Annotated in this window: 13 protein-coding genes and 1 pseudogene; 11 read left to right on the top strand and 3 right to left on the bottom strand. The window is 72.0% G+C overall.

The features are described 5' to 3' along the window. Nucleotides 1-3 precede the first annotated feature (3 nt). From M2157_RS17390 to moeZ, 8 genes and pseudogenes are all read left to right on the top strand, one after another. The gene (locus M2157_RS17390; RefSeq protein WP_280865672.1) at nucleotides 4-1008 is read left to right on the top strand and encodes an ABC transporter permease; all 1005 of its coding nucleotides are present in this window, start codon (nucleotides 4-6) and stop codon (nucleotides 1006-1008) included. Beyond that, entirely contained in the window at nucleotides 1005-2003 is a 999-nt protein-coding gene (locus M2157_RS17385) for an ABC transporter permease (protein ID WP_280862687.1), read from the top strand. The genes M2157_RS17390 and M2157_RS17385 overlap by 4 nt, the downstream gene beginning before the upstream one ends. Further along, nucleotides 2000-3592: an ABC transporter ATP-binding protein gene (locus tag M2157_RS17380; RefSeq protein WP_348541794.1), complete on the top strand. Its 1593-nt coding sequence runs from the start codon at nucleotides 2000-2002 to the stop codon at nucleotides 3590-3592. Before M2157_RS17385 ends, M2157_RS17380 begins: the two co-directional genes overlap by 4 nt. 191 nt (nucleotides 3593-3783) lie before the next feature. Then, complete coding sequence (locus M2157_RS17370; RefSeq protein WP_280865671.1) at nucleotides 3784-5490, top strand: DUF3492 domain-containing protein; 1707 nt, start codon at nucleotides 3784-3786, stop codon at nucleotides 5488-5490. A gap of 587 nt (nucleotides 5491-6077) precedes the next feature. Then, entirely contained in the window at nucleotides 6078-7295 is a 1218-nt protein-coding gene (locus M2157_RS17365; RefSeq protein ID WP_280862685.1) for a hypothetical protein, read from the top strand. Nucleotides 7296-7486: 191 nt separating this feature from the next. Beyond that, a pseudogene (locus tag M2157_RS17360) lies at nucleotides 7487-8447 on the top strand (NAD-dependent epimerase/dehydratase). Next, entirely contained in the window at nucleotides 8435-9181 is a 747-nt protein-coding gene (locus M2157_RS17355; protein WP_280862683.1) for a spherulation-specific family 4 protein, read from the top strand. The pseudogene M2157_RS17360 and the gene M2157_RS17355 overlap by 13 nt, the downstream one beginning before the upstream one ends. A gap of 63 nt (nucleotides 9182-9244) precedes the next feature. Beyond that, on the top strand, nucleotides 9245-10423 hold the full coding sequence (moeZ, locus tag M2157_RS17350; protein WP_057610084.1) for an adenylyltransferase/sulfurtransferase MoeZ: 1179 nt from the start codon (nucleotides 9245-9247) through the stop codon (nucleotides 10421-10423). A 53-nt stretch (nucleotides 10424-10476) separates the two neighbouring features. Here the strand turns inward: moeZ and M2157_RS17345 are convergent, their stop codons facing one another. The 3 genes from M2157_RS17345 to M2157_RS17335 all read right to left on the bottom strand — a co-directional run bounded on the left by M2157_RS17345 (nucleotide 10477) and on the right by M2157_RS17335 (nucleotide 16497). Further along, on the bottom strand, nucleotides 10477-12021 hold the full coding sequence (locus tag M2157_RS17345) for an alpha/beta hydrolase (RefSeq protein WP_280862682.1): 1545 nt from the start codon (nucleotides 12019-12021) through the stop codon (nucleotides 10477-10479). A gap of 141 nt (nucleotides 12022-12162) precedes the next feature. Further along, a complete protein-coding gene (locus M2157_RS17340; RefSeq protein WP_280862681.1) occupies nucleotides 12163-13707 on the bottom strand; it encodes an alpha/beta hydrolase in 1545 nt (514 codons plus the stop codon). Nucleotides 13708-13788: 81 nt separating this feature from the next. After that, the gene (locus M2157_RS17335) at nucleotides 13789-16497 is read right to left on the bottom strand and encodes a lysylphosphatidylglycerol synthase domain-containing protein (protein WP_280862680.1); all 2709 of its coding nucleotides are present in this window, start codon (nucleotides 16495-16497) and stop codon (nucleotides 13789-13791) included. A gap of 186 nt (nucleotides 16498-16683) precedes the next feature. Here M2157_RS17335 and M2157_RS17330 point away from each other — a divergent pair, with 186 nt between their 5' ends. The 3 genes from M2157_RS17330 (at nucleotide 16684) to M2157_RS17320 (ending at nucleotide 24713) form a co-directional block, all read left to right on the top strand. Continuing rightward, a complete protein-coding gene (locus M2157_RS17330) occupies nucleotides 16684-17070 on the top strand; it encodes an MGMT family protein (protein ID WP_280862679.1) in 387 nt (128 codons plus the stop codon). Between the two features lie 266 nt (nucleotides 17071-17336). Further along, nucleotides 17337-20951 (top strand): ATP-dependent DNA helicase, encoded by a 3615-nt coding sequence (locus M2157_RS17325; protein ID WP_280865670.1) that lies wholly within the window; start codon nucleotides 17337-17339, stop codon nucleotides 20949-20951. 111 nt (nucleotides 20952-21062) lie between these two features. Further along, a complete protein-coding gene (locus M2157_RS17320; RefSeq protein WP_280865669.1) occupies nucleotides 21063-24713 on the top strand; it encodes an ATP-dependent DNA helicase in 3651 nt (1216 codons plus the stop codon). The last annotated feature ends 3 nt before the right edge of the window (nucleotides 24714-24716 follow it).

Below are 24716 nucleotides of genomic sequence, written 5' to 3'. Positions count from 1 at the left end.
CCGATGAGCGAGGCACTTGTCGCCACCGAGGTTCCCGAGGCTTCCGTCCCGGGGGCCTCGGGGGCCCGTCAGTTCTGGCGGCGGCTGCGGGCGCAGCGCGCCGCCATGGTCGCGGCGCTCGTCGTCGCCCTGCTCGTCCTGGTGGCGCTCGCGGCGCCCCTGCTCACCGCGCTGGAGGGCCAGGACCCGACCACCTACCACCCCTCCCTGGTGGACTCCGCGCGCGGTGGCGTGCCCATCGGGTCCTTCGGAGGCATCAGTGCGGACCACTGGCTCGGCGTCGAACCGCAGACCGGACGCGACCTGTTCGCGCGTCTGCTGTACGGCGCCCGGGTCTCCCTGGGCGTCGCGCTGACCGCGACCGCCGTACAGGTCTTCCTCGGCGTCGTCGTGGGCGTCGCGGCCGCGCTCGGCAACCGATGGGTTGATCAACTGTTGAGCCGGATCACCGACATCATCGTGGCCATGCCGTTGATGATCATGGCTTTGGCGCTGCTGGCCATCGTGCCGAGCAGCTTCCCGAGGCCGGTCCTGGTCGCGCTCATCATCGGCTTCGTCGCCTGGGGAACGATCGGCAAGATCGCGCGCGCCCAGACACTCACCCTCAAGGAACTCGACTACGTGGCCGCCGCCCGGCTGAGCGGTTGGGGCACCTTGCGGATCGCCCGCCGGGAACTGCTGCCCGGCCTCGGCGCGCCCGTCATCACCTACGCGGCACTGATGGTGCCGGCGAACATCACCATCGAGGCCTCCTTGTCCTTCCTCGGCGTCGGCGTGAAGCCGCCCACCCCGTCCTGGGGACAGATGCTCTCCTCGGCCGACGTCTGGTACCAGGCGGCCCCGCAGTACCTGCTGCTGCCCGCGGCCGCGCTGTTCCTCACCGTCCTCGCGCTCACCGTCCTCGGCGACGGCGTCCGCACCGCCCTCGACCCGCGCGCGGCCTCCCGCCTGCGCATCGGCACGGGCCGCAAGCAGGAGTCCAAGGCCGGAAAGGAGGGCACCGCATGAGCGGCTTCACCGGATTCGCCCTGCGCCGGACCGTGAGCGCCGTACTCACCCTGCTCGCCCTCTCGGTCATCATCTACGTGGTCTTCTACGCCACTCCCGGCAACGTCGCCCAGATCTCCTGCGGTCCGCGCTGCTCGCCGGAACAGGTGCACCAGGTCGCCCAGCAACTCCGGCTCGACGACCCGCTGTACCTGCGCTACTGGCACTTCCTCCAGGGCATCGTCGCAGGCCACGACTACTCCACCGGCACCTCGGTCGAGCACTGCCCGGCGCCCTGCCTCGGGCTGTCGTACCAGAGCGACCAGCAGGTCACGCAGATCATCCTGGACAAGCTGCCCGTCAGCCTGTCGCTGGTGGTCGGCGCGATGGTGCTCTGGCTGCTGCTGGGCGTCGGCACCGGTGTGCTGTCCGCCTGGCGGCGCGGCCGCTTCACCGAGCGCGCGCTGACCGGCCTCACCCTCGCGGGAGTCGCCACACCCGTCTTCGTCATCGGCCTCGTCCTGATGATCGTGGTCTGCGGGCAGCTGGAGATACTGCCCTTCCCGGAGTACGTCTCCTTCTCCGACGACCCCGAGCAGTGGATGTGGGGCCTGCTGCTGCCCTGGGTCACGCTCGCCCTCGCCGAGGCGGCCTACTTCGCGCGGCTGACCCGTGCGTCGATGCTCGAGACGCTCGCCGAGGACCACATCCGCACCTTCCGGGCCTACGGCGTCGGCGAGCGGTCGATCGTCGGCCGGCACGCCCTGCGCGGGGCCCTGGCACCGATCATCGCCCTGAACGCCAACGACTTCGGCAGCGCGATGGGCGGGGCCGTCCTCGTCGAGTCACTGTTCGGCCTGCCCGGCATCGGCCAGGAACTGGTCCACGCCGTCACCGTCGTCGACCTCCCGGTCGTCGTCGGCATGGTCCTGGTCATCGGCTTCTTCGTGGTGCTCGCCAATGCCGTCGCGGATGTCCTGTACGCGGTGGCCGACCGACGGGTGGTGCTCGTATGAGCCTCGTCCATGTCACGGACCTGACCGTCGAGTTCGGCGACCTGCGTGCCGTCGACGGCCTCTCCTTCCGCCTGGAGGAGGGCGCCGCCCTCGCCCTGGTCGGCGAGTCCGGCTCCGGCAAGTCCACCGTCGCCTCGGCCCTGCTCGGGCTGCACCGGGGCACGGGCGCCCGCGTGGGCGGCTCGGTCGAGGTCGCCGGGGCGGACGTACAGCAGGCGTCGGACGACGACCTGCGGCGGCTGCGGGGCGCGAAGGCGGCGATGGTCTTCCAGGACCCGCTGTCGTCCCTGGACCCGTACTACGCGATCGGCGACCAGATCGCCGAGGTGTACCGCGTGCACACGCGTGTGTCGCGACGAGCGGCACGCGCGCGTGCCGTGGAGGTGCTGGACCGGGTCGGCATTCCGGACGCCGTACGGCGATCCCGGGCCCGTCCGCACGAGTTCAGCGGCGGTATGCGTCAGCGCGCCCTCATCGCGATGGCGCTGGCCTGCGAGCCCGAGCTGCTGATCGCCGACGAGCCCACGACCGCGCTCGACGTGACCGTCCAGGCCCAGATCCTCGACCTGCTGCACAGCCTGCGCCAGGAGACCGGCATGGGCCTGCTGCTCGTCACGCACGACGTGGGCGTCGCCGCCGAGAGCGTCGACGACGTGCTCGTCATGCGGCACGGTCGCGCGGTCGAGCAGGGGCCGGTCGGCGCGGTGCTCGGGGCGCCCGCGGAGGCGTACACGCGTGAACTGCTCGCCGCGGTACCGCGCGTGGACGCGCCGCGGACACCTTCCCAGGCCTCCGGCGAGGTGGTTCTTGAAGCGAAGAGCCTGCGGCGCGAGTTCGGGCGCGGCAAGAAGGCCTTCGCGGCGGTCGACGACGTCTCGCTGACGGTCCACCGGGGCGAGACCCTCGGCGTCGTCGGCGAGAGCGGCAGCGGCAAGACGACGCTGGGACGGATGCTGGTCGGGCTGCTGGAGCCGACGGCGGGCGAGGTCCGTCACGACGGCCACGCGCGCGCGGGCCTGAACCCGGCCGTGCAGATGGTCTTCCAGGACCCCGTCTCCTCCTTGAACCCACGCCGCGGCGTGGGCGAGTCGATCGCCGACCCGCTCCGCGCCCGTGGTGAACGGGACGAGAAGCGGATCAGGGCGCGCGTGACGGAACTCCTGGAGCGCGTGGGGCTCGAAGGGGCGCATTACGACCGCTACCCGCACGAGTTCAGCGGCGGCCAGCGCCAGCGCGTGGGCATCGCGCGGGCGCTCGCGGCCGACCCGCGCGTCATCGTCTGCGACGAGCCGGTCTCCGCGCTCGACGTCACCACCCAGGCCCAGGTGGTCGCCCTGCTCGGTGAGTTGCAGCGGGAACTCGGACTCGCGCTCGTCTTCGTCGCGCACGACCTGGCCGTCGTACGCCAGGTCAGCGACCGGGTCGCCGTGATGCGGCGCGGCCGGATCGTCGAGACCGGGCCCGCCGACGAGGTGTACGACAACCCTCGGGACCTATACACCAAGCAGCTCCTGGCCGCCGTACCGGCGCTCGATCCGCGGATCGCGGCCCGGCGAAGGGCGGAGCGCCGGGAAGTGGCCGTGACCTGACGTTCCGTGTCCACATGATCTCCTAGCGCGACCGAACGCGATCCGCGCGCGAAAGTTACGACCGTTCACCCCCTTTTGGTGGCGCGATGGACAACCGTCCGTCGCGCCACCGCCTTGTCCGCATACGTTCGTCCCGCTGCGAGCCGCCGGGCCAACGGCGGCTCTCGACACGGGAGATCGGGGGCGCACTCGTGCGCATAGGACTGCTTACGGAGGGTGGCTATCCGTATGTGAGCGGTGACGCCAGGCTCTGGTGCGACCGACTCGTGCGCGGCCTCGAGCAGCACGAGTTCGACATCTACGCGCTCAGTCGCAGCGAGCGCCAGGAGGACGAGGGCTGGGTCCAGCTGCCGCCGCAGGTCGGCCGGGTCATCACGGCCCCGCTGTGGACCGCGGCGGACGACGGGGTGGTGTACGGCAGGCGGGCGCGCCGTCGGTTCGCCGAGTCCTACGGCGAGTTGGTGGCGGCGCTGAGCGTAGGGGGGGTCGGCGACGCCTCGGGGGAGTCGTCGGCCGCTGAGGCGGACCGTTTCGCCAGCGCCCTGTACGGGCTCGCCGAACTCGCCCGCGACGAGGGCGGACTGGTGGGGGCGCTCCGCTCCGAGACCGCCGTACGCACCCTGGAGCGCGCCTGTCGCGCCCCCGGCGCCCGGCAGACGGCGCGCGAGGCGCGCGTACCGGATCTGCTGGCCGTCGCCGCGCACCTTGAGCGCGCCCTGCGCCCCCTCTCGCTCGACTGGTACGAGGACGACGGCCTCGGCGCGGTCGACCTGTGCCACGCGGCCTCCGGCGGCTCGGCCGCCCTGCCCGGTCTCCTCGCGCACCACTTCTGCGGCGTCCCGCTGCTGGTGACCGAGTACGGCGTGCGGCTGCGCACGCACTACCTGGCGGACACCGAGTCCGCGCCCGCCGTACGGGCCCTGCTCGCCGCCTTCCACGGTCGGCTGGCCACCGAGACCTACCGACGGGCCGCGGTCGTCACGCCCGGCAACACCCACGCCCGCCGCTGGCAGGAGCGTTGCGGCGCCGACCGCGAGAAGCTGCGCACGGTCTACTCCGGTATGGACGCCGCCCGCTTCACGGAGGTGGGGGAGTCCGCGGAGTGCGGGGACCCGGACAGGCTGGTCTGGGTGGGCCGTGTCGAACCCGCCAAGGACCTGATCTCCCTCCTCCACGCCTTCGCGGAGATCCGCAAGGAGGAGCCCAAGACACGGCTGAGAATCGTCGGCGCGCCCACCGGCCCCGAGGGCGCGGCGTATCTGGGGCACTGCAAGGCGCTGGCCGCGCAGCTCTTCCCGGACGAGGCGGAGGGGCTGCACGCCGTCGGCGACAACCCCGTCTCCTTCGAGGAGATCGGCGGTCCCGAGGTGCCGACCCTCGCCGACGCCTACGCCTCGGGCGCGGTCACCGTCCTGTCCAGCGTCGTCGAGGGCTTCCCGATCAGTCTCGTCGAGGCCATGTTCTGCGGCCGGGCCACCGTGTCCACCGACGTCGGCGCGGTCGTGGAGGTCATCGGCGGCACGGGACTGGTCGTCCCGCCGCGCAATCCGAAGGCGCTCGCGGAGGCGTGCGTGACGCTGCTGCGCGACCCGGAGCGTCGTGAGCGCCTCGGCGCCGCCGCGCGCGCCCGCGCACTCGAACTGTTCACCGTGGAGCAGAACATCACGGCATTTCACAGCATTTACCTGGAGATCGTCTCGCACACGCCGGTCCGCCGGGTCGTGCTGGACGACACCGGCGAGCCCCTCCCGTTCGCCGCCCCCGCGGAGGCCCATGTCCCCGGCCACTGGACCGAGCTGAGCAACCGCGTCGTGGCCCGCGGCGGCCCCGGCTGGGCCGCGGGACCCCCGGTCCGCGCGACGCCTCCCCTCGCCGCCACGGAAGGAGCGTCCGGATGAGCGACGTGGGACTCGACCGCCCCGGCACCCCGGGCAGCTCGGCTGCGTGGGACACGGAGTCCGAGGAGTGGCTGACGCGGGAGACGTCCATGGCGGGCGGGCGGGGGGCGGGCGAGCACAGGGCGGATGGCGGCACGGGGGGCGTTGGGGCATCGGGAACGTCGGGAACTTCGGAGCCGCGAGCCGTGGAGAGCCGCGAGAAGTCCGAGGAGTTCGGGGGTTCCGAGGAGTTCGGGGGTTCCGAGGAGTTCGGGGGTTCCGAGGAGTCCGGGGGTTCCGAGGAGTCCGGAGGTTCCGAGGAGTCCGGAGGTTCCGAGGAGTCCGGAGGTTCCGAGGAGTTCGGAGGATCCGGAGCGTCCAAGGCCTCCACGGCCTCCAAGGCGTCCGGAGAGTCCGAAAGGGGTGAGCCGGGCGTCGCCGACATACTCACCGGTGGGCCGGAGCCGCTCACCGATGAGGCTTCCGGGGGCGCCGCCGCGCACGCCCCTGAGTCCGCTGGGGGTGCCGCCGCACACACGCCCGTGACCTCGGGAGACACCCGCGCGCGCACCCCCGAGTCCTCAGGAGACGCCGGAGCGCACACCCCGGTGTCCTCGGAGGGCACTGGCGCACACACCCCCGACGCTTCCGAGGGCGCGGACTCGCATACCCCCTCGGCAGCCGCCCCCCGCGCCCCCGAGGCCTCCACCGGCCGCAAGCCCACCCCCGGCCCCGTCCGCCGTTCACCGGCCGACCCGGTGAAAGCCCTGATGCACCGTCACCGCGAGCTGTGCGACCGGGCCGTCGACCCCCTGGAGATCGCCGCGGGTCTCGAGGCGCACGGCGTCACCGACCGCACCGCCGTCCGCTTCCGGCACCGGGACGTCTTCTCCCTCGCCGAGGAGATGTACGCCCGCGTCCCGAGGGACGGCGAGACGCCCCCGCCCCCCACGGCGGAGCAGGCACCTCGTGCCCGTGCCGACTGGGCCCTGCTCACGCTCCTCCCCGGCGCCCTCTGCGCGGCCACGGTGGCCGGGATCCGCCTCACCGACGGCCAGTCCCGCCTGGTCGCCGCCCTGGTGGGCTTCCTGGCCGTGTCCATGGCCATGCGCGCGGCCCTGTCCCGCGGCCCCCTCGGCATCCCCGACCGCGCACCCACCACCGGCACCTCCACCTGGACGTACTGGCTCCTCACTTACGCAGCCCTAGGCGACGGACTCCTCACGGCGGCCGTGACCGGCGGTCCCGACGCCCTGCCCACCGGCGCCGCCGACGCCCCCTGGCCCATGGCCACGGCTCCCGTCCTCGCCCTGGCCCTGTCCTGCGCTCCGGCGGCCTGGTGCGCCCACCTGTTCGCGGCGCGCGCCCGCAGCAAACTGACCGTCAGCCGAGGCCTGGAGGACTTCGCGGCCTCCGTACGTCCTCTGCTGCTCGGCACGTTCGCCCTGTATCTGTGCGCCCTGACGGCTCTCTCGGCCCTGTCCGGCGCCGCCCTGGACGAACCGTCCGCGCACCCACAAGTCATCGCCCTGGGCGCCCTCCTCTTTCTCGCCCGCCTCCTCACCGTCCACGGCTTCACCCACGCCCCCGCGGTGGTGCTCATCGCCGCCGCGACAGCCCAGGCGACGACCCTGGCCGCGGCCTTCGCCTCCCGCCTGCCCGGCTGCGGCTTCCTGACCGCTCCGGTGGAAGCCCTCGTGGACCTCTGGGGCGTGGGCGGCATCCAGACCCTCTCCTGCGGGATCGGCGCCCTGGCCCTGCTGATCCACGGGATCCGCAGGCTGACCAGGGCATCGGCCCACGCCCAGCTGGAGGACCCGTGCTGACCCGGCCCCGAGCGACACACCCGCCGTAGACGCGACCACCCGCCCGCCGTGGGCGCAACCGCCCCGCTGAACCCGCACAGGCCGCCGCAGGCACCCCGGCCTTACCGCCGAAGCAATTCGCAAGCCCCTCCCGAAGGAGAACCCGCAATGACCACCTCCCGACCTGCCCCCAAGGCCCCGGGAGCAGCCCGATGAGAGTCCTGCTGATCGGAGCCAACGGCTACCTCGGCCGCTTCGTCGCCGACCGCCTGCTCGCCGACCCCGCCGTCCAGCTCACCGCGCTCGGCCGCGGCGACGACGCCGACGTCCGCTTCGACCTCGCGTCCGGCAGCCCCGGCGCCCTCACCCGCTTCCTCGACGCGGTCCACCCCGGGCGTCGTCGTCAACTGCGCCGGCGCCACCCGCGGCGGTGCCCGCGAACTCACCCGCCACAACACGGTCGCGGTCGCCACCGTCTGCGAGGCCATGCGGCGCAGCCGCTGCGCTGCCCGCCTGGTGCAGATCGGCTGCGGCGCGGAGTACGGCCCCAGCCAGCCCGGCTCCTCCACGGCCGAGGACGCCGTCCCCCGCCCCGGCGGCCCGTACGGCGTCAGCAAACTCGCCGCCACCGAACTGGTCCTCGGGTCGGGCCTGGACGCGGTCGTCCTGCGGGTCTTCTCACCGGCGGGCCCCGGCACTCCCGCGGGCTCCCCGCTCGGCCGTCTCGCCGAGGCCATGCGCCGCGCCATGCAGTCCGGCGACGGCGAACTGAAACTCGCCGGCCTCGGCGCCCAGCGCGACTTCGTCGACGTCCGCGACGTTGCCCGCGCCGTCCACGCGGCCTCGCTCTCCGCCGCACAGGGCGTCATCAACATCGGATCGGGCCGTGCCGTCCGCCTCCGCGACGCCGCCGCCGTCCTGGCCCGGGTCGCCGGATACGGCGGCGCCCTCCATGAACTCGACGGTCCCCCCGGCCAGCTGAGGGCGACCATCGGGCACCCCCGCTCCGAATCGGAGCACGCCGGACCCGTCGCGTACCCGTACCCCGACGGCTGCGGCAGCTGGCAGCAGGCCGACGTGCGCACCGCACGCGACCGGCTCGGCTGGCGCCCCCGGATCAACCTCGAAGAGTCCCTCGCCGACATCTGGATGGAGGCGGCATGCCGCATCTGACCAGCACGAAGACAAACACGCCGAGCACCGACCTGCGCGTCGGCTTCGGTGCCCCCGGCTTCGCCCATCCCTTGGTCGCCCCTGCCGAATGGGCCGAACTCACCCGTCCCGGCACCCCACTGGACTGGGCCGTCCTCAACGTCGCCGACGGACCCGGTGCCCGTCCCGACCCGCACTGCCTCGAAGCGGCCGGCCGGCTGCGCAACGCGGGCGTCCGCGTCCTCGGCCACCTCGACACCTCCGGGGTCCGCACCTGCGGCGAGCTGGTCCCCGAGGCGCACCGCTACGTCGACTGGTACCAGGCCGACGGCTTCTTCCTGGACCACTGCCCGGCCGAACACGCCGCGCTCCCCGAAGTCCGCCGCACCGTCACCGCGCTCCGCGCGATCCGTGACGATGCCCACATCGTCCTCGGCCACGGCACCCATCCCCACCCCGGTTATGCCGAGAACGCCGACCAGTTGGTCACCTTCTCCGGCCCCTGGAGCGACTACCGCTGGTCGCAGGTGGCCGAGTGGACCGCCGACTACCCGCCCGACCGCTTCTGCCACTTCGTCCACGGAGTGCCGGGCCCGCACCTCGAGGAGGCCCTGCGGATCGCGCGCTGGCAGGGTGCCTCGACGATCTGGTTCACCGACCGCACGGACCGCGGCGGCCGCGTCGACCCCTGGGAGACCATGCCCGGCTACTGGGACGAAATCGTCTCGCGGATCGGAACGGGTGTCTCGGAATGAAGAAGCCCATGGCAGTGTTACGGGGAGAACAACTGTAGTGATTGACCGACCAACGGAGTCCCCGTGTCGCTGCCACCCCTGGTCGAGCCCGCCTCCGAGCTCACCGTAGACGAGGTCCGCAGGTACTCCCGCCACCTGATCATCCCCGACGTCGGGATGGACGGGCAGAAGCGGCTGAAGAACGCCAAGGTGCTCTGTGTGGGCGCCGGCGGCCTGGGCTCGCCGGCGCTGATGTACCTGGCCGCGGCGGGCGTCGGCACGCTCGGCATCGTGGAGTTCGACGAGGTCGACGAGTCGAACCTGCAGCGCCAGATCATCCACAGCCAGGCCGACATCGGCCGCTCCAAGGCCGAGTCCGCGCGCGACTCGGTCCTCGGCATCAACCCGTACGTGAACGTGATCCTTCACGAAGAGCGGCTCGAGGCCGAGAACGTGATGGAGATCTTCAGCCAGTACGACCTGATCGTCGACGGAACCGACAACTTCGCGACCCGCTACCTGGTCAACGACGCGTGCGTGCTGCTGAACAAGCCGTACGTCTGGGGCTCGATCTACCGCTTCGACGGCCAGGCCTCCGTGTTCTGGTCCGAGCACGGCCCCTGCTACCGCTGCCTCTACCCGGAGCCCCCGCCCCCCGGCATGGTCCCCTCCTGCGCCGAGGGCGGCGTGCTGGGCGTGCTGTGCGCGTCCATCGGCTCCATCCAGGTCACCGAGGCGATCAAGGTCCTCACGGGCGTCGGCGAGCCGCTCGTCGGCCGCCTGATGATCTACGACGCCCTCGAGATGCAGTACCGCCAGGTCAAGGTCCGCAAGGACCCGGACTGCGCGGTCTGCGGCGAGAACCCGACCGTCACCGAGCTCATCGACTACGAGGCCTTCTGCGGCGTCGTCTCCGAGGAGGCCCAGGAGGCGGCCGCCGGTTCGACGATCACTCCGAAGCAGCTCAAGGAGTGGATCGACGACGGCGAGAACATCGAGATCATCGACGTCCGTGAGATCAACGAGTACGAGATCGTCTCGATCCCGGGCGCCAAGCTGATCCCGAAGAACGAGTTCCTCATGGGCACCGCCCTGGAGGGCCTCCCGCAGGACAAGAAGATCGTCCTGCACTGCAAGACGGGTGTCCGCAGTGCGGAAGTCCTCGCGGTCCTGAAGTCCGCGGGCTTCTCCGACGCCGTGCACGTCGGCGGCGGTGTGATCGGCTGGGTCAACCAGATCGAGCCGGACAAGCCGGTCTACTAGGCACATGTCTTCCCGGGAGGGGCTCGGCACCAGGTGTGCCGGGCCCCTTTCCGCTACTGGCGGCCGCAGACCTTGCCGTCCTTCGGCACCGTGCCCTTCAGCAGATACGCGTTCACCGTGGAGTTCACACAGTCGCTCCCGTTCCCGTACGCCCCGTGTCCCTCGCCTTTCCAGGTGAGCTCCACGCCGACCCCCTTGCCCAACTCGTCCGCCATCCTGCGGGCCCCCTCGTACGGGGTCGCCGGGTCGCCCGTGTTGCCGATCACCAGGACCGGTGCCGCACCGGGTGCGCTCACCTCCGGGGTCTCGTACTGCCCGGGCACCGGCCAGTCGTGGCACCAGCCGGCCGCGTCCCAGCCGAGGAAGGGGCCGAACACGGGCGAGATCCTCTCGAACTCGGGCAGCAGCTTCTTCGTCTCCGCGAGCGTGGGCCGCTGCTTGTCGTCCACGCACGATATGACTCGTTGTGACTGCGTCAGCAGGCCGTAACGGCCCGAGACATCCCGTTCGTTGTAGCCGTCGGCGAGCGCCAGCAGTTCGGAGCCGTCCCCCTGCTCGGCCGTGTCGAGAGCGCTGGTCAGCGAGGGCCAGCTGTCCTGGCGGTACAACGGCCAGACGATGCCGGTGAACGCCAGCACCTGCGTCAGCTTCCGCCCGGAATACGTGTCCAGCGGGTCCGCATCGATCCGCTCCAGCAGGTCCGCGATCTTCCGGGTGCCCTTCTCCGGGTCCTGTCCGGTGGATTCGAGGTAGTTGTCGAGGGCGCGCTGGAAGCCCTGGGCCTGGTTCTTGCGGTGGTCCACCAGGTCGGCGGTCGGATCGACGACCGCGTCCAGCACCAGCCGCCCGACATTCCCGGGGAACAGGTGGGCGTAGACGCCGCCGAGTTCGGTGCCGTACGAGATGCCGAAGTAGTGCAGCTCGCTGTCGCCGAGGACCTGGCGCATCAGGTCCATGTCCCGCGCGGTGTCGGTGGTCGAGACATGCGCCAGCAGTCTGCCCACGCCCTTCTCGCAGCCCTGGGCGAAGTCGGTGGCGTCGCGGAGGTACGCCCGTTCCTCGGCTGGGGTGTCCGGGGTGGCGTCCACCGCCTCTGCGGCCTGGGTCTCCTTGTCGCCACGGCAACGGACGCCTTCGCTGGCGCCGACCCCACGCGGGTCCCAGCTCACCAGGTCGTACCGCTCGCGCAGCAGGGAGACCGTGGCGGCGTACCCGGGCATTCCGGCGACGCCCGACGCGCCGGGGCCGCCGAAGTTGAACAGGAGCGAGCCGATGCGGTCGCCGCCGCGGGCCTTGGAGCGGATCAGCGCGAGGTCGATCGTCCCGCCGTCCGGCTTCGACCAGTCGAGCGGCACCTTCAACGTCGCGCATTGCCAGTCTCTGCCGGGTGGCGAGGAGTCCGCGGTGGCCTTGCAGCGCTCCCACTCGAGCTTCTGCGAGGTCAGCGCGGCGGGCAGCCCTTTCCCGCCCGTGGTGGTGGGCCTCGCGCTGCCCGACCGCTCGTCCTCCTCACCGCCGCCGGACGAGCCGCCGCTGCAGCCCGCTGCCAGCAGTGCGGCCGCGGCGGTCACAGCCGCCCACCGTACGAAACGCCCCATTCCAGTCCCCCTCCCAAACCGTCCGTGCCGAGCCACGAACGTCGGTCCGGCCATGGTAGGCCGATCACGTGACACCCGTCGGGGCCTGTGGATAACCCTCTGACCAGCGATTTCACTGGATGCTCGGAGGCTGCGGTGGCGCTAGGAGCAGACGGTCCCGGCTGTCGGCACCTTGCCGTTCAGGAGATAGCCGTCCACGGCATCCTGAACGCACTTGTTCTTGCTGTCGTACGCTCCGTGCCCCTGCCCCTTGTACGTCAGCTCGACCCCGACGCCCGCTCCGAGCGCCTCCGCCATCCTGCGCGCGCCCTCGTACGGGGTCGCCGGGTCCCCGGTGTTGCCCACGACCAGGATCGGTGCCGAGCCGGTGGCGCTCACGTCGGGATGGTCGGCGGCGCCCGCCACGGCCCAGTCGGTGCAGTTCACCATCGACCAGGCCATGAAGTCGCCGAACAGAGGGGACGCGGCGCGGAACTCGGGCAGCTTCCGCTCGACTTCGGCGGAGGTGTACCGGGACTTGTCGTCGGCGCAGTTGATGGAGATGTTGGCCGCGGCGATGTTGCTGTACTCGCCGTTCTCGCTGCGCCCGTTCAGCGAGTCGGACAGCAGCATCAGGATGCTCCCGTCACCGTCGTACGCCTGCTCCAGGCCCTCGGTGAGGTACTCCCAGAAGTCCTTCGAGTACAGCGCCTGCACGATGCCGTTGGTCGCGGCGGTCTGGGTCAGCACCCGCTGCCCGAGGCCGGGGATCGGCTTCTTGTCGAGCTCGGCCAGCAGAGCGGCGATGCGGTTCTTGACGTCCTGCGCGGTGTCGCCCACGGGGCAGTCCGTGGGCTGCGAGGTGCAGTCCTCGGCGAAGTTGTCGAGCGCGAGCTGGAATCCCTCGGCTTGTCCGAGCGAACCCTGTTCGCTGCTCTGCGTAGGGTCGACGACCGCGTCGAAGACCGCGCGCCCCACGTGCTTCGGGAACAGATGGGCGTAGACACCGCCGAGTTCCGTGCCGTACGAGATGCCGAAGTAGTACAGCTTGTCGTCGCCGAGGACCTGGCGCATCAGGTCCATGTCGCGGGCCGCGTCGGTCGTGCGCACATGCGGCAGCATCTTCCTGGAGTTCTCCTCGCAGGCCGCGTTGAACTCCTTGGTGTTGTCGAGCAGCGAGGCGCGCTCGGCCTCGTCGTCAGGGGTCCAGTCCTGCTCGAAGTACACGTCGAGCTGGGGGTCGTTCAGGCACTCCACGGGGACGCTGCGGCCGACCCCCCGGGGGTCGAAGCTCACCAGGTCGTAGCGGGTGCGCAGTTTCGCGTAGTCCGTGCCGAAGGCGGGGAGCGTGGTGACACCCGAGCCGCCGGGCCCGCCGAAGTTGAAGACGAGCGAGCCGATGCGCTTGTCCTCGGCGCCACTGGCCTTCGCCCGGATCAGGGCGAGGCCGATCGTGTCGCCCTTGGGCTTCGCCCAGTCGAGAGGGGCCTTGAGGGTGGTGCACTGCCACTCCTCGTCGCCCGGCAGCGGGGAAGGGGCGTCACCGCCGCCCTCGGCCCGGGAGGGTGCCGGGCAGTCCTTCCAACTCAGCTTCTGAGCCGACAGGTCCTCGTCCTGGGAGTCGTCGCCGCAGCCCGCCAGCACGGAGGTCAGCAGAAGGGCGGTGGCGGTCAGGGCGGCGGCGCGCAGTCGAAGGGGGTTCGGCATGACCCCATCCTGCGCTCGCGCGCGCGGGCACGCTCGGGGCGCGAGCCGTAAGAGGTAGCTGTCCCGGCTCGGCGGTACAGACTACAGCGCGCCCTTGCGGGACAGCTGGTTGAAGGCCAGCCAGCCCGGCAGCACCGGCAGCCACAGCGTCAGCAGACGGAACAGCAGGACGGCCGGGGCAGCGACTTCCTTGGGGAGCCCCACGGCGATCAGACCGACCGTCAAAGTGGCTTCCACGGCCCCCACACCACCCGGTGTCGGAGCCGCCGACCCGAGCGCGTTGCCGGCGAGGAAGACGACGGCGACGCTGGCGATGCTGAGCGACGTCCCCTCTTGGCCGAAGGCGCGGATCGAGGCGTCCAGGCACATCACGAAGCAGGCCGTCAGCAGCAGCATGCCGCCGATGCCGGTGACCAGCTTCTGCGGCCGCTGGAGCACGTCCAGCATGCGCGGCACGACACCCGCGAACAGCGACCTCACGCGCGTGACGACGAATTTCCTGAGGAACGGCACCGAGGTGACCACGAGCACGAGCACCGCCACCGTCAGCAGACCCGCGATGACCGTTCGGGACGGCGACAGCGACGGCGTCTTCTCGGTACCGGTCAGATAGCCGAAGGACAGCAGCATCAGGATGTGGCAGCCGAGCCCGAACAACTGCGAGGCGCCGACACTCGCCACCGCGAGCCCCGGCCGCACCCCCTGGCGTTGCAGGAAGCGCGTGTTGAGAGCCACACCGCCGACCGCGGCCGGCGCGACGATCTTCACGAACGAACCGGCGACCTGGGCCGCGACCGTCCGCAGGAACCCCACCCGCTCGGGCACGAAGCCCAGCAGCGCCATGGCCGCGGCGAAGTAGCTGCACGCCGAGAACAGCACGGCAGCCGCGACCCAGCCCCACTCGGCGTTGGCGACGAGCGGCCCGAACTCGATGTGGGTGAGCTGCGTCAGCAGGAAGTACGCGCCGATGGCACCCGCGATGAAGCTGATCAGAGTTCGCGGCTTCACCCGCTCCAGGCGGGCCGGTTCGACCGGTGCCTGTGGCCTGATCAGCAGCACCTGGTGGCGGATCTGCGTCAGCAGGTCCTCCTCGCGCGCCTCCTCGATGGCCTCGTCGATGGCCCGCTTCTCGGCCCGCGCCTCCGCCTTGACGGTCTTCTTGTCGGGCTTCTCGAGTACGGGTCTGGCGTCCTCCGGCGTCTCCTCCAAATGGGCCTGCTTGGCCTGCTGGGCCGCGTCCAGGACCGCCTCACGCTCGCGCTGGGCCCGTTCCCGGGCCAGTCTGCGCAGCGTCGCGCGCGTGGAGCGCGTCAGCGCGATGGGCTGCAGCATCGGCAGACAGTCGGCCACGGCGTCCGGGCCGAGGATGCTGACCGCCGAGGCCACCGCGCGCTCCGCGCCGGCCAGCAGTCCCAGGGTCGTCACCAGCTGGGCGACGTCCATGCGCAGCAGCAGGGTGCTGGCCGCGATCTCGCCGCCACGAAGATCGGTGAGGATCACCGCACCGGAACGATCCACCAAGATCGCGTCACCCGCGAGCCTGCGGTGCGCGATACGCCGCGACTGCAGCGCCTGCACCTGACGCCAGGTGTTGCGCAGCAGTTCGTCGGTGATCTCCTCCTCGGCCAGTGACTCGAGCGTGCGCCCGCCGGTGTGCTCGTAGACCAGCATCACGGCGTCGGGGCCGAGCTCGGAGGTGGCGATCAGCTTGGGCGCGTTGGCACCGGCCGCGATGGCCGCATAGGCGAGCAGCGCCTCCTGCTCCAGCGCCTGCCTGAGCGACTGGAGGCTGCTGCGGGTGGCGAAGCCGCGCAGCGTGAGATTGCGCCACACGCGGTAGAAGAAGCCCTGCGCCTGCTGCTCCCGGTCGACCACCGTCACATCCAGCGGGGGGCCGTCCTCCAGGGTGACGAAGTAGCGCCGGCCGCGGTCGCTGTTCTCCGCGGTCTCCGAGGCCTCCTCGCGGGCCGCGCTGACCGGGTGGAAGCCGACGGTCCTGAGGCCCGCGATCAGCGTCCGCCCGGTGGGCCGGACATTGGGCGAGCCGACCGCGTACAGCGTCCCGTAGGCGACCGTCCAGCCGATCAGCACCGTCAGGATGATCGAGAACGGTGTGGTGTAGCCGGTGACGAGCATCGAGAACGCGTCGAGCATCAGCACGATCCACAGCACCGACCGCCAGCGCGGCCTGCGGGACATGCCGACGGCCGTCATATAGGCGATGACGGGCGCCAGATAACCGTGCACCGGGTCGGTGAGGGCATGGATGTCGCCGGGGGAAGGCTGGGTGAGCGCCTCCTGGATCGAGCCCGGGGCGGCCTTGGCGACCCACAGGTCGGTGGCGAGAGTCACACCGTGGGCGAGGACCGCGGCGAGCACGCCGTCGGCGATCCGCAGTCCGTCGCGCTTGATCAGCCGTTCGATCGCGAAGGCGACCGGGACGAGGAGGATCGCGATGCTGGAGGCGAGACCGGCGATCTTGATGAGCAGGTCGGGCGCCTGCCCGGTGCCCTTGTTGATGTCCTGTTCGAGGCCGGAGGTGGTGCCGTGCGCGAACGCGGCGATCGCGAGCAGCACGACGACGGCCAGCACACCGACCAGCAGTCGCATGAGGTCGGAGGGCCGGTGCACGCGCGCGGGAAGCAACGGTTCGTCGCTCTCGACCTCGTCGACGTGCACCTCCTCGACGCAGTCGTCGGTGTCCTTGCCGTCCGTGTCGGCGGTGTCGGGGCGCGACGAAGCGTCAGAGGTGCTCTCGGCGTCCTCCGGGTGCACACCCTGTGGCTTCATCGTCTCTTCTTGATCTCGTATCACCAGTCACCGCCCGCACGATGGTGGCATGCCCCACCGACACACGGGGGCGTCAGGGTGCACATGCGGGGGCGCACAGTCTGCCGGAAGCGCTGTCCCTGGGCGAGGGATACGCACCGTCGCGAGCCCGTCACATTGTCGGTGGGGTGGGGCAGGATGGGGCGGATGAGCGAGCAGAGCCTTCCTCGGGACGCCCACCCGGAGTACGCGGACACCCTGCCGGAGTACGCCGAGCGGGTCCTCGACGTCGCCGAACGCATTCCGCCCGGGCGCGTCATGACGTACGGCGACGTCGCCGAGTGGCTGGAGGAGGGCGGCCCCCGGCAGGTGGGCCGGGTCATGGCCCTGTACGGCGGAGCCGTGCCGTGGTGGCGTGTCGTCCGCTCGGACGGCGTCCTGCTTCCCGGGCACGAACTGCGGGCCCTCGGCCACTACCGCGCCGAGGGCACGCCCCTGAAGGAGGCGAGCAGGGCCGCCGAGAACCATCTGCCACGCCTCGACATGAGACGAGCGCGCTGGGACGGCGGCGATCGTGCGGAGGGTCACACCTGACAGCTTCCGCCATCCCGCGGGCCCCGGGACACCCTGAGGCCCGTACGGGGGAAACAGGGCACGTCCGTGGCATGCCGTACGTTCGTGGGGTGAGGGACGTACGTGTCGCGTGGGCCGCATGGGTCCCGCGGGAAGAAGCGGAAGTCCTGCTTCCGCACTCGGCGTCGGCGTAGCGTCGCCTGCACGCGTCCCCCTCACCCCCCGTCCACCGCCCTCCACGCGCGGCGGGCCGCCCAACAGCACACCCACCAGGACCGGCGAACCACGTGAGCTCCTCTTCCTCCACCAGGCGTCTGTCGCACTCCCCGGTGCGACAGGGGACCCGTGGCGCTTACCGACTGGTGCGTACCCCGCCGGCCCGGGTGGATCCCCCTCGTCTGGACGCCGCGCAGCGCGCCGTGGTTGAGTACGGAAGCGGCCCTTTGCTCGTTCTTGCAGGTCCGGGCACCGGGAAGACGACCACGCTCGTCGAGTCGGTGGCCTCACGAATCGCTCGTGGAGGGGACCCCGCGCGCGTGCTCGTGCTGACGTTCAGCCGCAAGGCGGCCGTCGAGCTGCGCGACCGCATGGCGCTGCGCATAGGAGCGGCGCGCGCGCCGCAGGCGACCACCTTCCACTCGTTCTGCTACGCCCTGGTCCGCGCCCACCAGGACAGCGACCTGTTCGTGGAACCGCTGCGGCTGCTGTCGGGACCCGAGCAGGACGTGGCAGTACGCGAACTGCTCGCCGGTCAGCCCGACCTGGAGCGGCTCGGCCTCGCGCACGTGCGCTGGCCGGACGAACTGCGCGCCTGTCTGACCACCCGCGGCTTCGCCGACGAAGTCCGCGCGGTCCTCGCCCGCAGCCGCGAACTGGGCCTCGGACCGGGCGCCCTGGACGCCTTCGCCCGCCGCATCGGCCGCCCCGACTGGCGGGCCGCGGCCGCTTTCCTCGCCGAGTACCTCGACGTCCTCGACCTGCAGGGCGTCCTCGACTACGCCGAACTCGTCCACCGCGCGGTGCTCCTCGCTCGCCGCCCCGAGGTCGCCGAGCGACTCGCCGCCCAGTACGACGCCGTGTTCGTCGACGAATACCAGGACACCGACCCGGCCCAGGTACGGCTGCTGCAGGTGCTCGCCGGGGGTGGCCGCACCCTCGTCGCCTTCGGCGATCCCGACCAGTCGATCTACGCGTTCCGAGGCGCGGACGTCAACGGCATCCTCGACTTCCCGTACGCCTTCCCGCGCGCGGACGGCCGGACGGCCCCCGTCGAGGTCCTGCGCACCTCCCGCCGCTCCGGGGCCGCCCTGCTGGCCGCGACCCGCCTGGTGACCCAGCGCATGCCGCTGACCCGGCTGCCGGCGGAGAAGGTCCGCGCCCACCGCGAGCTCGCCCCGGTCCGGGACGGGGGACGCGTGGAGGTGTACACATACCCGACGTCCGGCACCGAACTGGACAACATCGCGGACATCCTGCGCCGGGCGCATCTGGAGGACGGCGTCCCTTGGGGCGAGATGGCGGTGCTGGTGCGCGCGGGATCCCGCACCATTCCGACGGTCCGGCGCGCTCTCACAGCGGCCGGAGTCCCCCTCGACATCGACGGCGACGACCTGGCCCTGCGACACGAACCGGCGGTGGCGCCGCTGCTGACGGCGCTGCGGGCAGTGGCCACGGCGGAGGCGGCGGAGGGCGTCGTACGGCTTGAGGAGGGCGACGCTTCCGGCGAGGCGCGGTCGGTGCCCGAGGAGGCGGCGCGGCAGGACTCGGCCGGTGAGCCGCGGTCGGTGTCAAGCGAGGAGCCGCAGCAGGACTCGGCCGACGAGTCGCAGTCGGTGTCCGACGACGAGTCGCAGTCGGTGTCCGACGATGAGCCGCAGCAGGACTCGGCCGACGAGCCGCAGTCGGTGTCCGACGACGAGCCGCAGTCGGTGTCCGACGACGAGCCGCAGTCCGTGTCAGACGATGAGCCGCAGCAGGACTCGGCCGACGAGCCGCAGCCCCCCTCCGCGGAACCGCCGTCGGACACCTCGTGGCTCGACACCGAGACCGCCCTCACCCTGCTCGCCTCCCCCCTCGCCGGGATGGACGCCGCCGACCTTCGCCGCCTCGGGCGTGCCCTGCGGGACGAGGAGCGGGCCGCGGGCAACGCCCTGCCGCCGCCGTCCGACGTGCTGCTCGCGCGGGCGCTCGCCGAGCCCGAACGGCTGGCCGTGCACGACCCCGCGTACGCGCGCGGAGCCCAGCGGCTCGGCGCGCTGCTCGGCAAGGCCCGCGAGCGCCTCGCGAACGGCGGCAGCGCCGAGGAGGCGCTGTGGGACCTGTGGGAGGGCACACCGTGGCCCGGGCGCCTCGAGCGGGCCGCGCGGCGCGGCGGCGCCGCGGGGCGCAACGCCGACCGTGATCTCGACGCCGTGTGCGCGCTGTTCGCGACCGCCGCGCGCGCGGAGGAGCGCACCGGAGGCCGCGGCGCCCTGAACTTCCTGGAGGAGATCGACGCCGAGGACATCGCCGCCGACACCCTCACCCGGCGTGCCGTACGCCCCGACGCCGTCCGTCTGATGACCGCGCACCGGTCCAAGGGGCTGGAGTGGCGCCTGGTCGTCGTCGCGGGCGTCCAGGAGGGACTGTGGCCGGACCTGCGCCGCCGCGGCTCCCTCCTGGAGGCCGACCGCATCGGCCGCGACGGACTCGCCGAACCGCTCACCCCCGGCGCCCTGCTGGCCGAGGAGCGCCGCCTGTTCTACGTGGCCGCCACGCGTGCGCGTGAGCGACTCGTGGTCACGGCGGTGAAGGCACCGGCGGACGACGGCGACCAGCCCTCCCGTTTCCTGACCGAACTCGGCGTCGAACCCAAAGACGTGACGGGGCGTCCCCGCCGCCCGCTGTCCGTCGCCGCCCTGGTCGCCGAACTCCGCGCCACCACCGTCGACCCACGCGTCTCCGACACCCTGAGGGAGGCCGCCGCCCGCCGACTGGCCCGGCTCGCCGCCCTCGCCGACGAGGACGGCCGCCCGCTCGTCCCCTCCGCCCATCCCTATCGCTGGTGGGGGATGTTCGAGCCGACCGAGTCCAAGGTGCCGCTGCGCAACCGCGACGAGCCCGTCGTGCTCTCCGGCAGCGCCCTCGACCAGCTCGCCAACACCTGCGCCCTCCAGTGGTTCCTGGGCCGCGAGGTGAAGGCCGACGCGCCCGCGACGGTCGCCCAGGGCTTCGGCAACGTCGTGCACGTCCTCGCCGACGAGGTCGCCTCCGGACACACCCCCGCCGACCTCGACGTCCTCATGGAGCGTCTCGACTCCGTGTGGAACGCGCTCGCCTTCGACGCGCCCTGGAAGTCGGCGCAGGAGAAGGAGAACGCGCGCGTGGCGCTCGAACGCTTCCTGAAGTGGCACGTCATGGACCGCACCGGTCGCACGCCGGTGACCAGCGAGCACGACTTCGACGTCACCCTGGAGGCGGGCGAGGTCGAGGTCCGCATCCGCGGCCAGATGGACCGTGTGGAGGCCGACGGCGAGGGCCGCGCGTATGTCGTCGACTTCAAGACCGGCAAGCAGCCGGTGAGTTCCGCCGAGGTCGAACGCCACCCCCAGCTCGCCGTCTACCAGCTCGCCGTCCGCGAGGGCGCCGTCGACGAGGCCTTCGACGGCGTACGGCCGGAGCCGGGCGGCGCCGAGCTCGTCCAGCTGCGCCAGGGCGCACCCAAGCGGGACGGCGGCGAGACCCTCCCCAAGGTGCAGGCGCAGGAACCGCTGGAGGGGGAGTGGGTCGGAGATCTGCTCGCCACGGCTGCGGGGAAGGTCCTCGACGAACGGTTCACACCGAACGCGGGGCAGCACTGCTCCCATTGCGCCTTCCGGGCCTCGTGCAGCGCTCAACCGGAAGGACGGCAGATCGTGGAGTGAGTCGGGCACGCCGGTGTGATCAGTCGCACCACGTGTGCTGACCTGCGCTTCTTCCGGCCCGTAGGGGTGATTCGTCCTCCGTTGTCAGTGCGCGCCGCTAGCCTCTGCGACATGCCCGCTCGTATCACCGATCCCGATCAGCTCAAGGAGCTCCTCGGCATCCCGTTCACCCCGGAGCAGACGGCCTGCATCACCGCGCCGCCCGCCCCGCAGGTGATCGTGGCCGGAGCCGGCTCGGGCAAGACGACGGTGATGGCGGCGCGCGTGGTCTGGCTGGTCGGCACCGGCCAGGTCGCCCCCGAACAGGTCCTCGGCCTCACCTTCACCAACAAGGCCGCCGGAGAACTCGCCGAGCGCGTCCGCAAGGCGCTCATCAAGGCGGGCGTCACCGACCCCGACATCATCGATCCGGACAACCCGCCGGGCGAACCCGTGATCTCCACCTACCACGCCTTCGCGGGCCGCCTGCTGACCGACCACGGCCTGCGCATCGGGCTCGAACCCACCTCCAGGCTGCTCGCCGACGCCACCCGCTACCAGCTCGCCGCGCGCGTACTGCGCGAGGCCCCCGGCCCCTACCCGGCACTGACCCGCTCCTTCGCCGACCTCGTCAGCGACCTCCTCACCCTCGACGCAGAACTCGCCGAGCACCTCGTACACCCCGAGCGCCTGCGCGCGTACGACGCCGAACTGCTGCGCGCCCTGCAAGGCGCCAAGCTCACCAACGACGCTCTGCGCAAAGTCCCCGAGACGGCTGCCGCCCGCCGTGAACTCGCCGAGCTGGTCGCCCGCTACCGCGCCGCCAAACGCGAACGCGACCTGCTCGACTTCGGCGACCAGATCGCCCTGTCCGCACGCCTCGCGGGGGCCCCGGAGGTGGGCCGCATCCTGCGCGACGAGTTCAAGGTGGTGCTGCTCGACGAGTACCAGGACACCTCGGTCGCCCAGCGGGTCCTGCTGGCAGGCCTGTTCGGCGGCGGCACCGGCCATCCGGTCACCGCCGTCGGCGACCCCTGCCAGGCCATCTACGGCTGGCGCGGCGCCTCCGTCGCCAACCTCGACGACTTCCCCGAGCACTTCGCCCATCCCGACGGCCGGCCCGCCACGCGTCAGGCGCTCAGCGAGAACCGCCGCAGCGGCGGCCGGCTCCTCGATCTCGCCAACGGCCTCGCCGAGCCGCTGCGCGCCATGCACGCGGGCGTGGAGGCCCTCCGCCCCGCCCCCGGCGCCGAGCGCGACGGCATGGTGCGCTGCGCCCTCCTGCCCACCCACGCCGAGGAGATCGACTGGCTAGGGGACTCGATCGCCCATCTCGTACGGACCGGGAAGGAGCCCGGTGAGATCGCCGTCCTGTGCCGCACGGCGACCGACTTCGCCGAGATCCAGCGCGCCCTCGTCGAACGGGACGTCCCCGTGGAGGTGGTGGGACTCTCGGGCCTGCTGCACCTGCCCGAGGTCGCCGACCTGGTCGCCGTCTGCGAGGTCCTCCAGGACCCCGGTGCCAACGCCGCCCTGGTCCGCCTGCTGACCGGCCCGCGCTGGCGCATCGGCCCGCGCGACCTCGCCCTCCTCGGCCGGCGTGCCCGGCGGCTCGTGTCGCACGCGCGCGCGGACGGCGACGACGACCCCGACCGCCGGCTCGCCGAGGCCGTCGAGGGGGTCGACCCCGCCGAGGTGATATCGCTCGCCGACGCCCTGGAAACCTTCCTGGAGACGCCCCTCTACAGCGACGACGAGGACGACGACGGGCTGCCCTTCTCGCCGGACGCGCGCGTGCGGTTCGCGCGCCTGGCCGCCGAACTGCGCGACCTCCGCCGCTCGCTCGCCGATCCCCTGATGGACGTCCTGCACCGCGTCCTGGCCGTCACCGGCCTGGAGGTCGAACTGTCGGCTTCCCCGCACGCGTTGGCCGCCCGCCGCCGCGAGACCCTGTCCAACTTCCTCGACATCGCCGCCTCGTTCGCGGCCGGCGACAACGAGGCGACCCTCCTCGCCTTCCTCGGCTTCCTGCGCACCGCCGCCCAGTACGAGAAGGGCCTCGACAACGCCCTGCCCGGCGGCGAGAACACCGTCAAGGTGCTCACCGCGCACAAGTCCAAGGGCCTGGAGTGGGATGTCGTCGCTGTCCCCGGCCTGGTCACCGGGACCTTCCCGAGCACCCAGGGCCGTGAGAAGTGGACCGCCCAGGGCAAGGTGCTGCCACACGCGCTGCGTGGCGACACCGACACCCTGCCCGACGTCGACTCCTGGGACTCACGCGGCATGAAGGCCTTCCACGAGGCCATGAAGGACCACCAGCACACCGAGGAACTCCGCCTCGGCTACGTCACCTTCACCCGCCCCCGCTCCCTCCTCCTCGGCTCCGGCCACTGGTGGGGACCGACACAGAAGAAGCCCCGAGGACCGTCCGACTTCCTCAAGGCCCTGTCCGACCACTGCACGGCCGGCCACGGCGAGATCGAGGCCTGGGCCGACGAACCCGCCGAGGATGCGGAGAACCCGGCCCTGCACGGACAGAGCGCCGACCAGGTCTGGCCACTGCCCCTCGACGACACCGCCCTCGCGCGCCGCCGCGCCGCCGCCGAGACGGTGCTGGCCCATCTGGAGAACCTCGCCTCCCACCCGGACGGCCATCCCGCGGTCGCTCACGACCCGGACACCTACGACGACCCGGACTGGCCCCCGCCACCGGATGACGGGGAGCCGGACTTCGACGACCGGGACTTCGCGGACCGGGACTTCGCAGAACCGGACCTGGAAGACTTCACGGACGCCGAGGACGAGCCCCTCCCGGAGGACCCCGCCGACTGGGACACCTGGACGACGATCCGCGCGGCCGTCCCGCACCAGGCCACGGCCCCGGACGGCGACGAGCCCCCCGGCCCCGGCGAGGGCCCGCGCAGCCATCCCGAGGAGCGTGAGCCTCAAGAGCCGCGCGCCCACGCTCCGGAGCGCCCGCCCAAGCGTCCACGCGCCCAGCAGACTCCCACGCACCCCCGGCTCACCCCCGAGGAAGCCCGCACCATCGCCTCCTGGGACCGCGATCTCGACGCCCTGGCCGGGGAGCTCCTGCGCACACGGCAAGCCGTCACCGACGTGCCCCTGCCCGCGTCACTCACCGCGTCCCAGGTCCTGCGTCTGGCCGGCGACCCGGACGGGCTCGCACAGGAGCTCGCGCGCCCCATGCCGCGCCCCCCGCAACCCGCCGCCCGCCAGGGCACCCGGTTCCACGCCTGGGTCGAAGCCCGCTTCGAAGCCCTGACCCTGCCCATGCTGGAGCCGGACGACCTGCCCGGCAGCGACGCCGAGATCGCCGACGAACGCGACCTGGAAGCCCTCAAGGACGCCTTCGAGCGCAGCGAGTACGCCCACCGCACCCCCTACCGGATCGAGACGCCCTTCCAGCTCGCCCTCGCGGGCCGCGTGATCCGGGGCCGTATCGACGCCGTCTACCGACACAGCCACGGGGACACGACGACGTACGAGATCGTCGACTGGAAGACCGGCCGCACCCGCACCGCCGACCCCCTCCAGCTCGCCGTGTACCGGTTGGCCTGGGCCGAGCGGCAGGGCGTCCCTGTGGAATCGGTCACGGCCGCGTTCCTCTACGTCCGTACCGGAGACGTCGTACGCCCCAAGGACCTGCCCGGCCGGGCAGCACTGGAGCGGCTGCTCACCCAGGGACCGGGAGGGCAGTCGAACGGTTCCGCGCGAGCACACTGTGAGGAACCGCCCACCGAGGATGTCGGTGCGGGCCGATAGGCT

Source organism: Streptomyces sp. SAI-127 (genome assembly GCF_029894425.1).
Taxonomy (GTDB): Bacteria; Actinomycetota; Actinomycetes; order Streptomycetales; family Streptomycetaceae; genus Streptomyces.
Note: the sequence above shows the minus strand (reverse complement) of the source record. Positions and strands in the feature narration are given on the sequence as shown.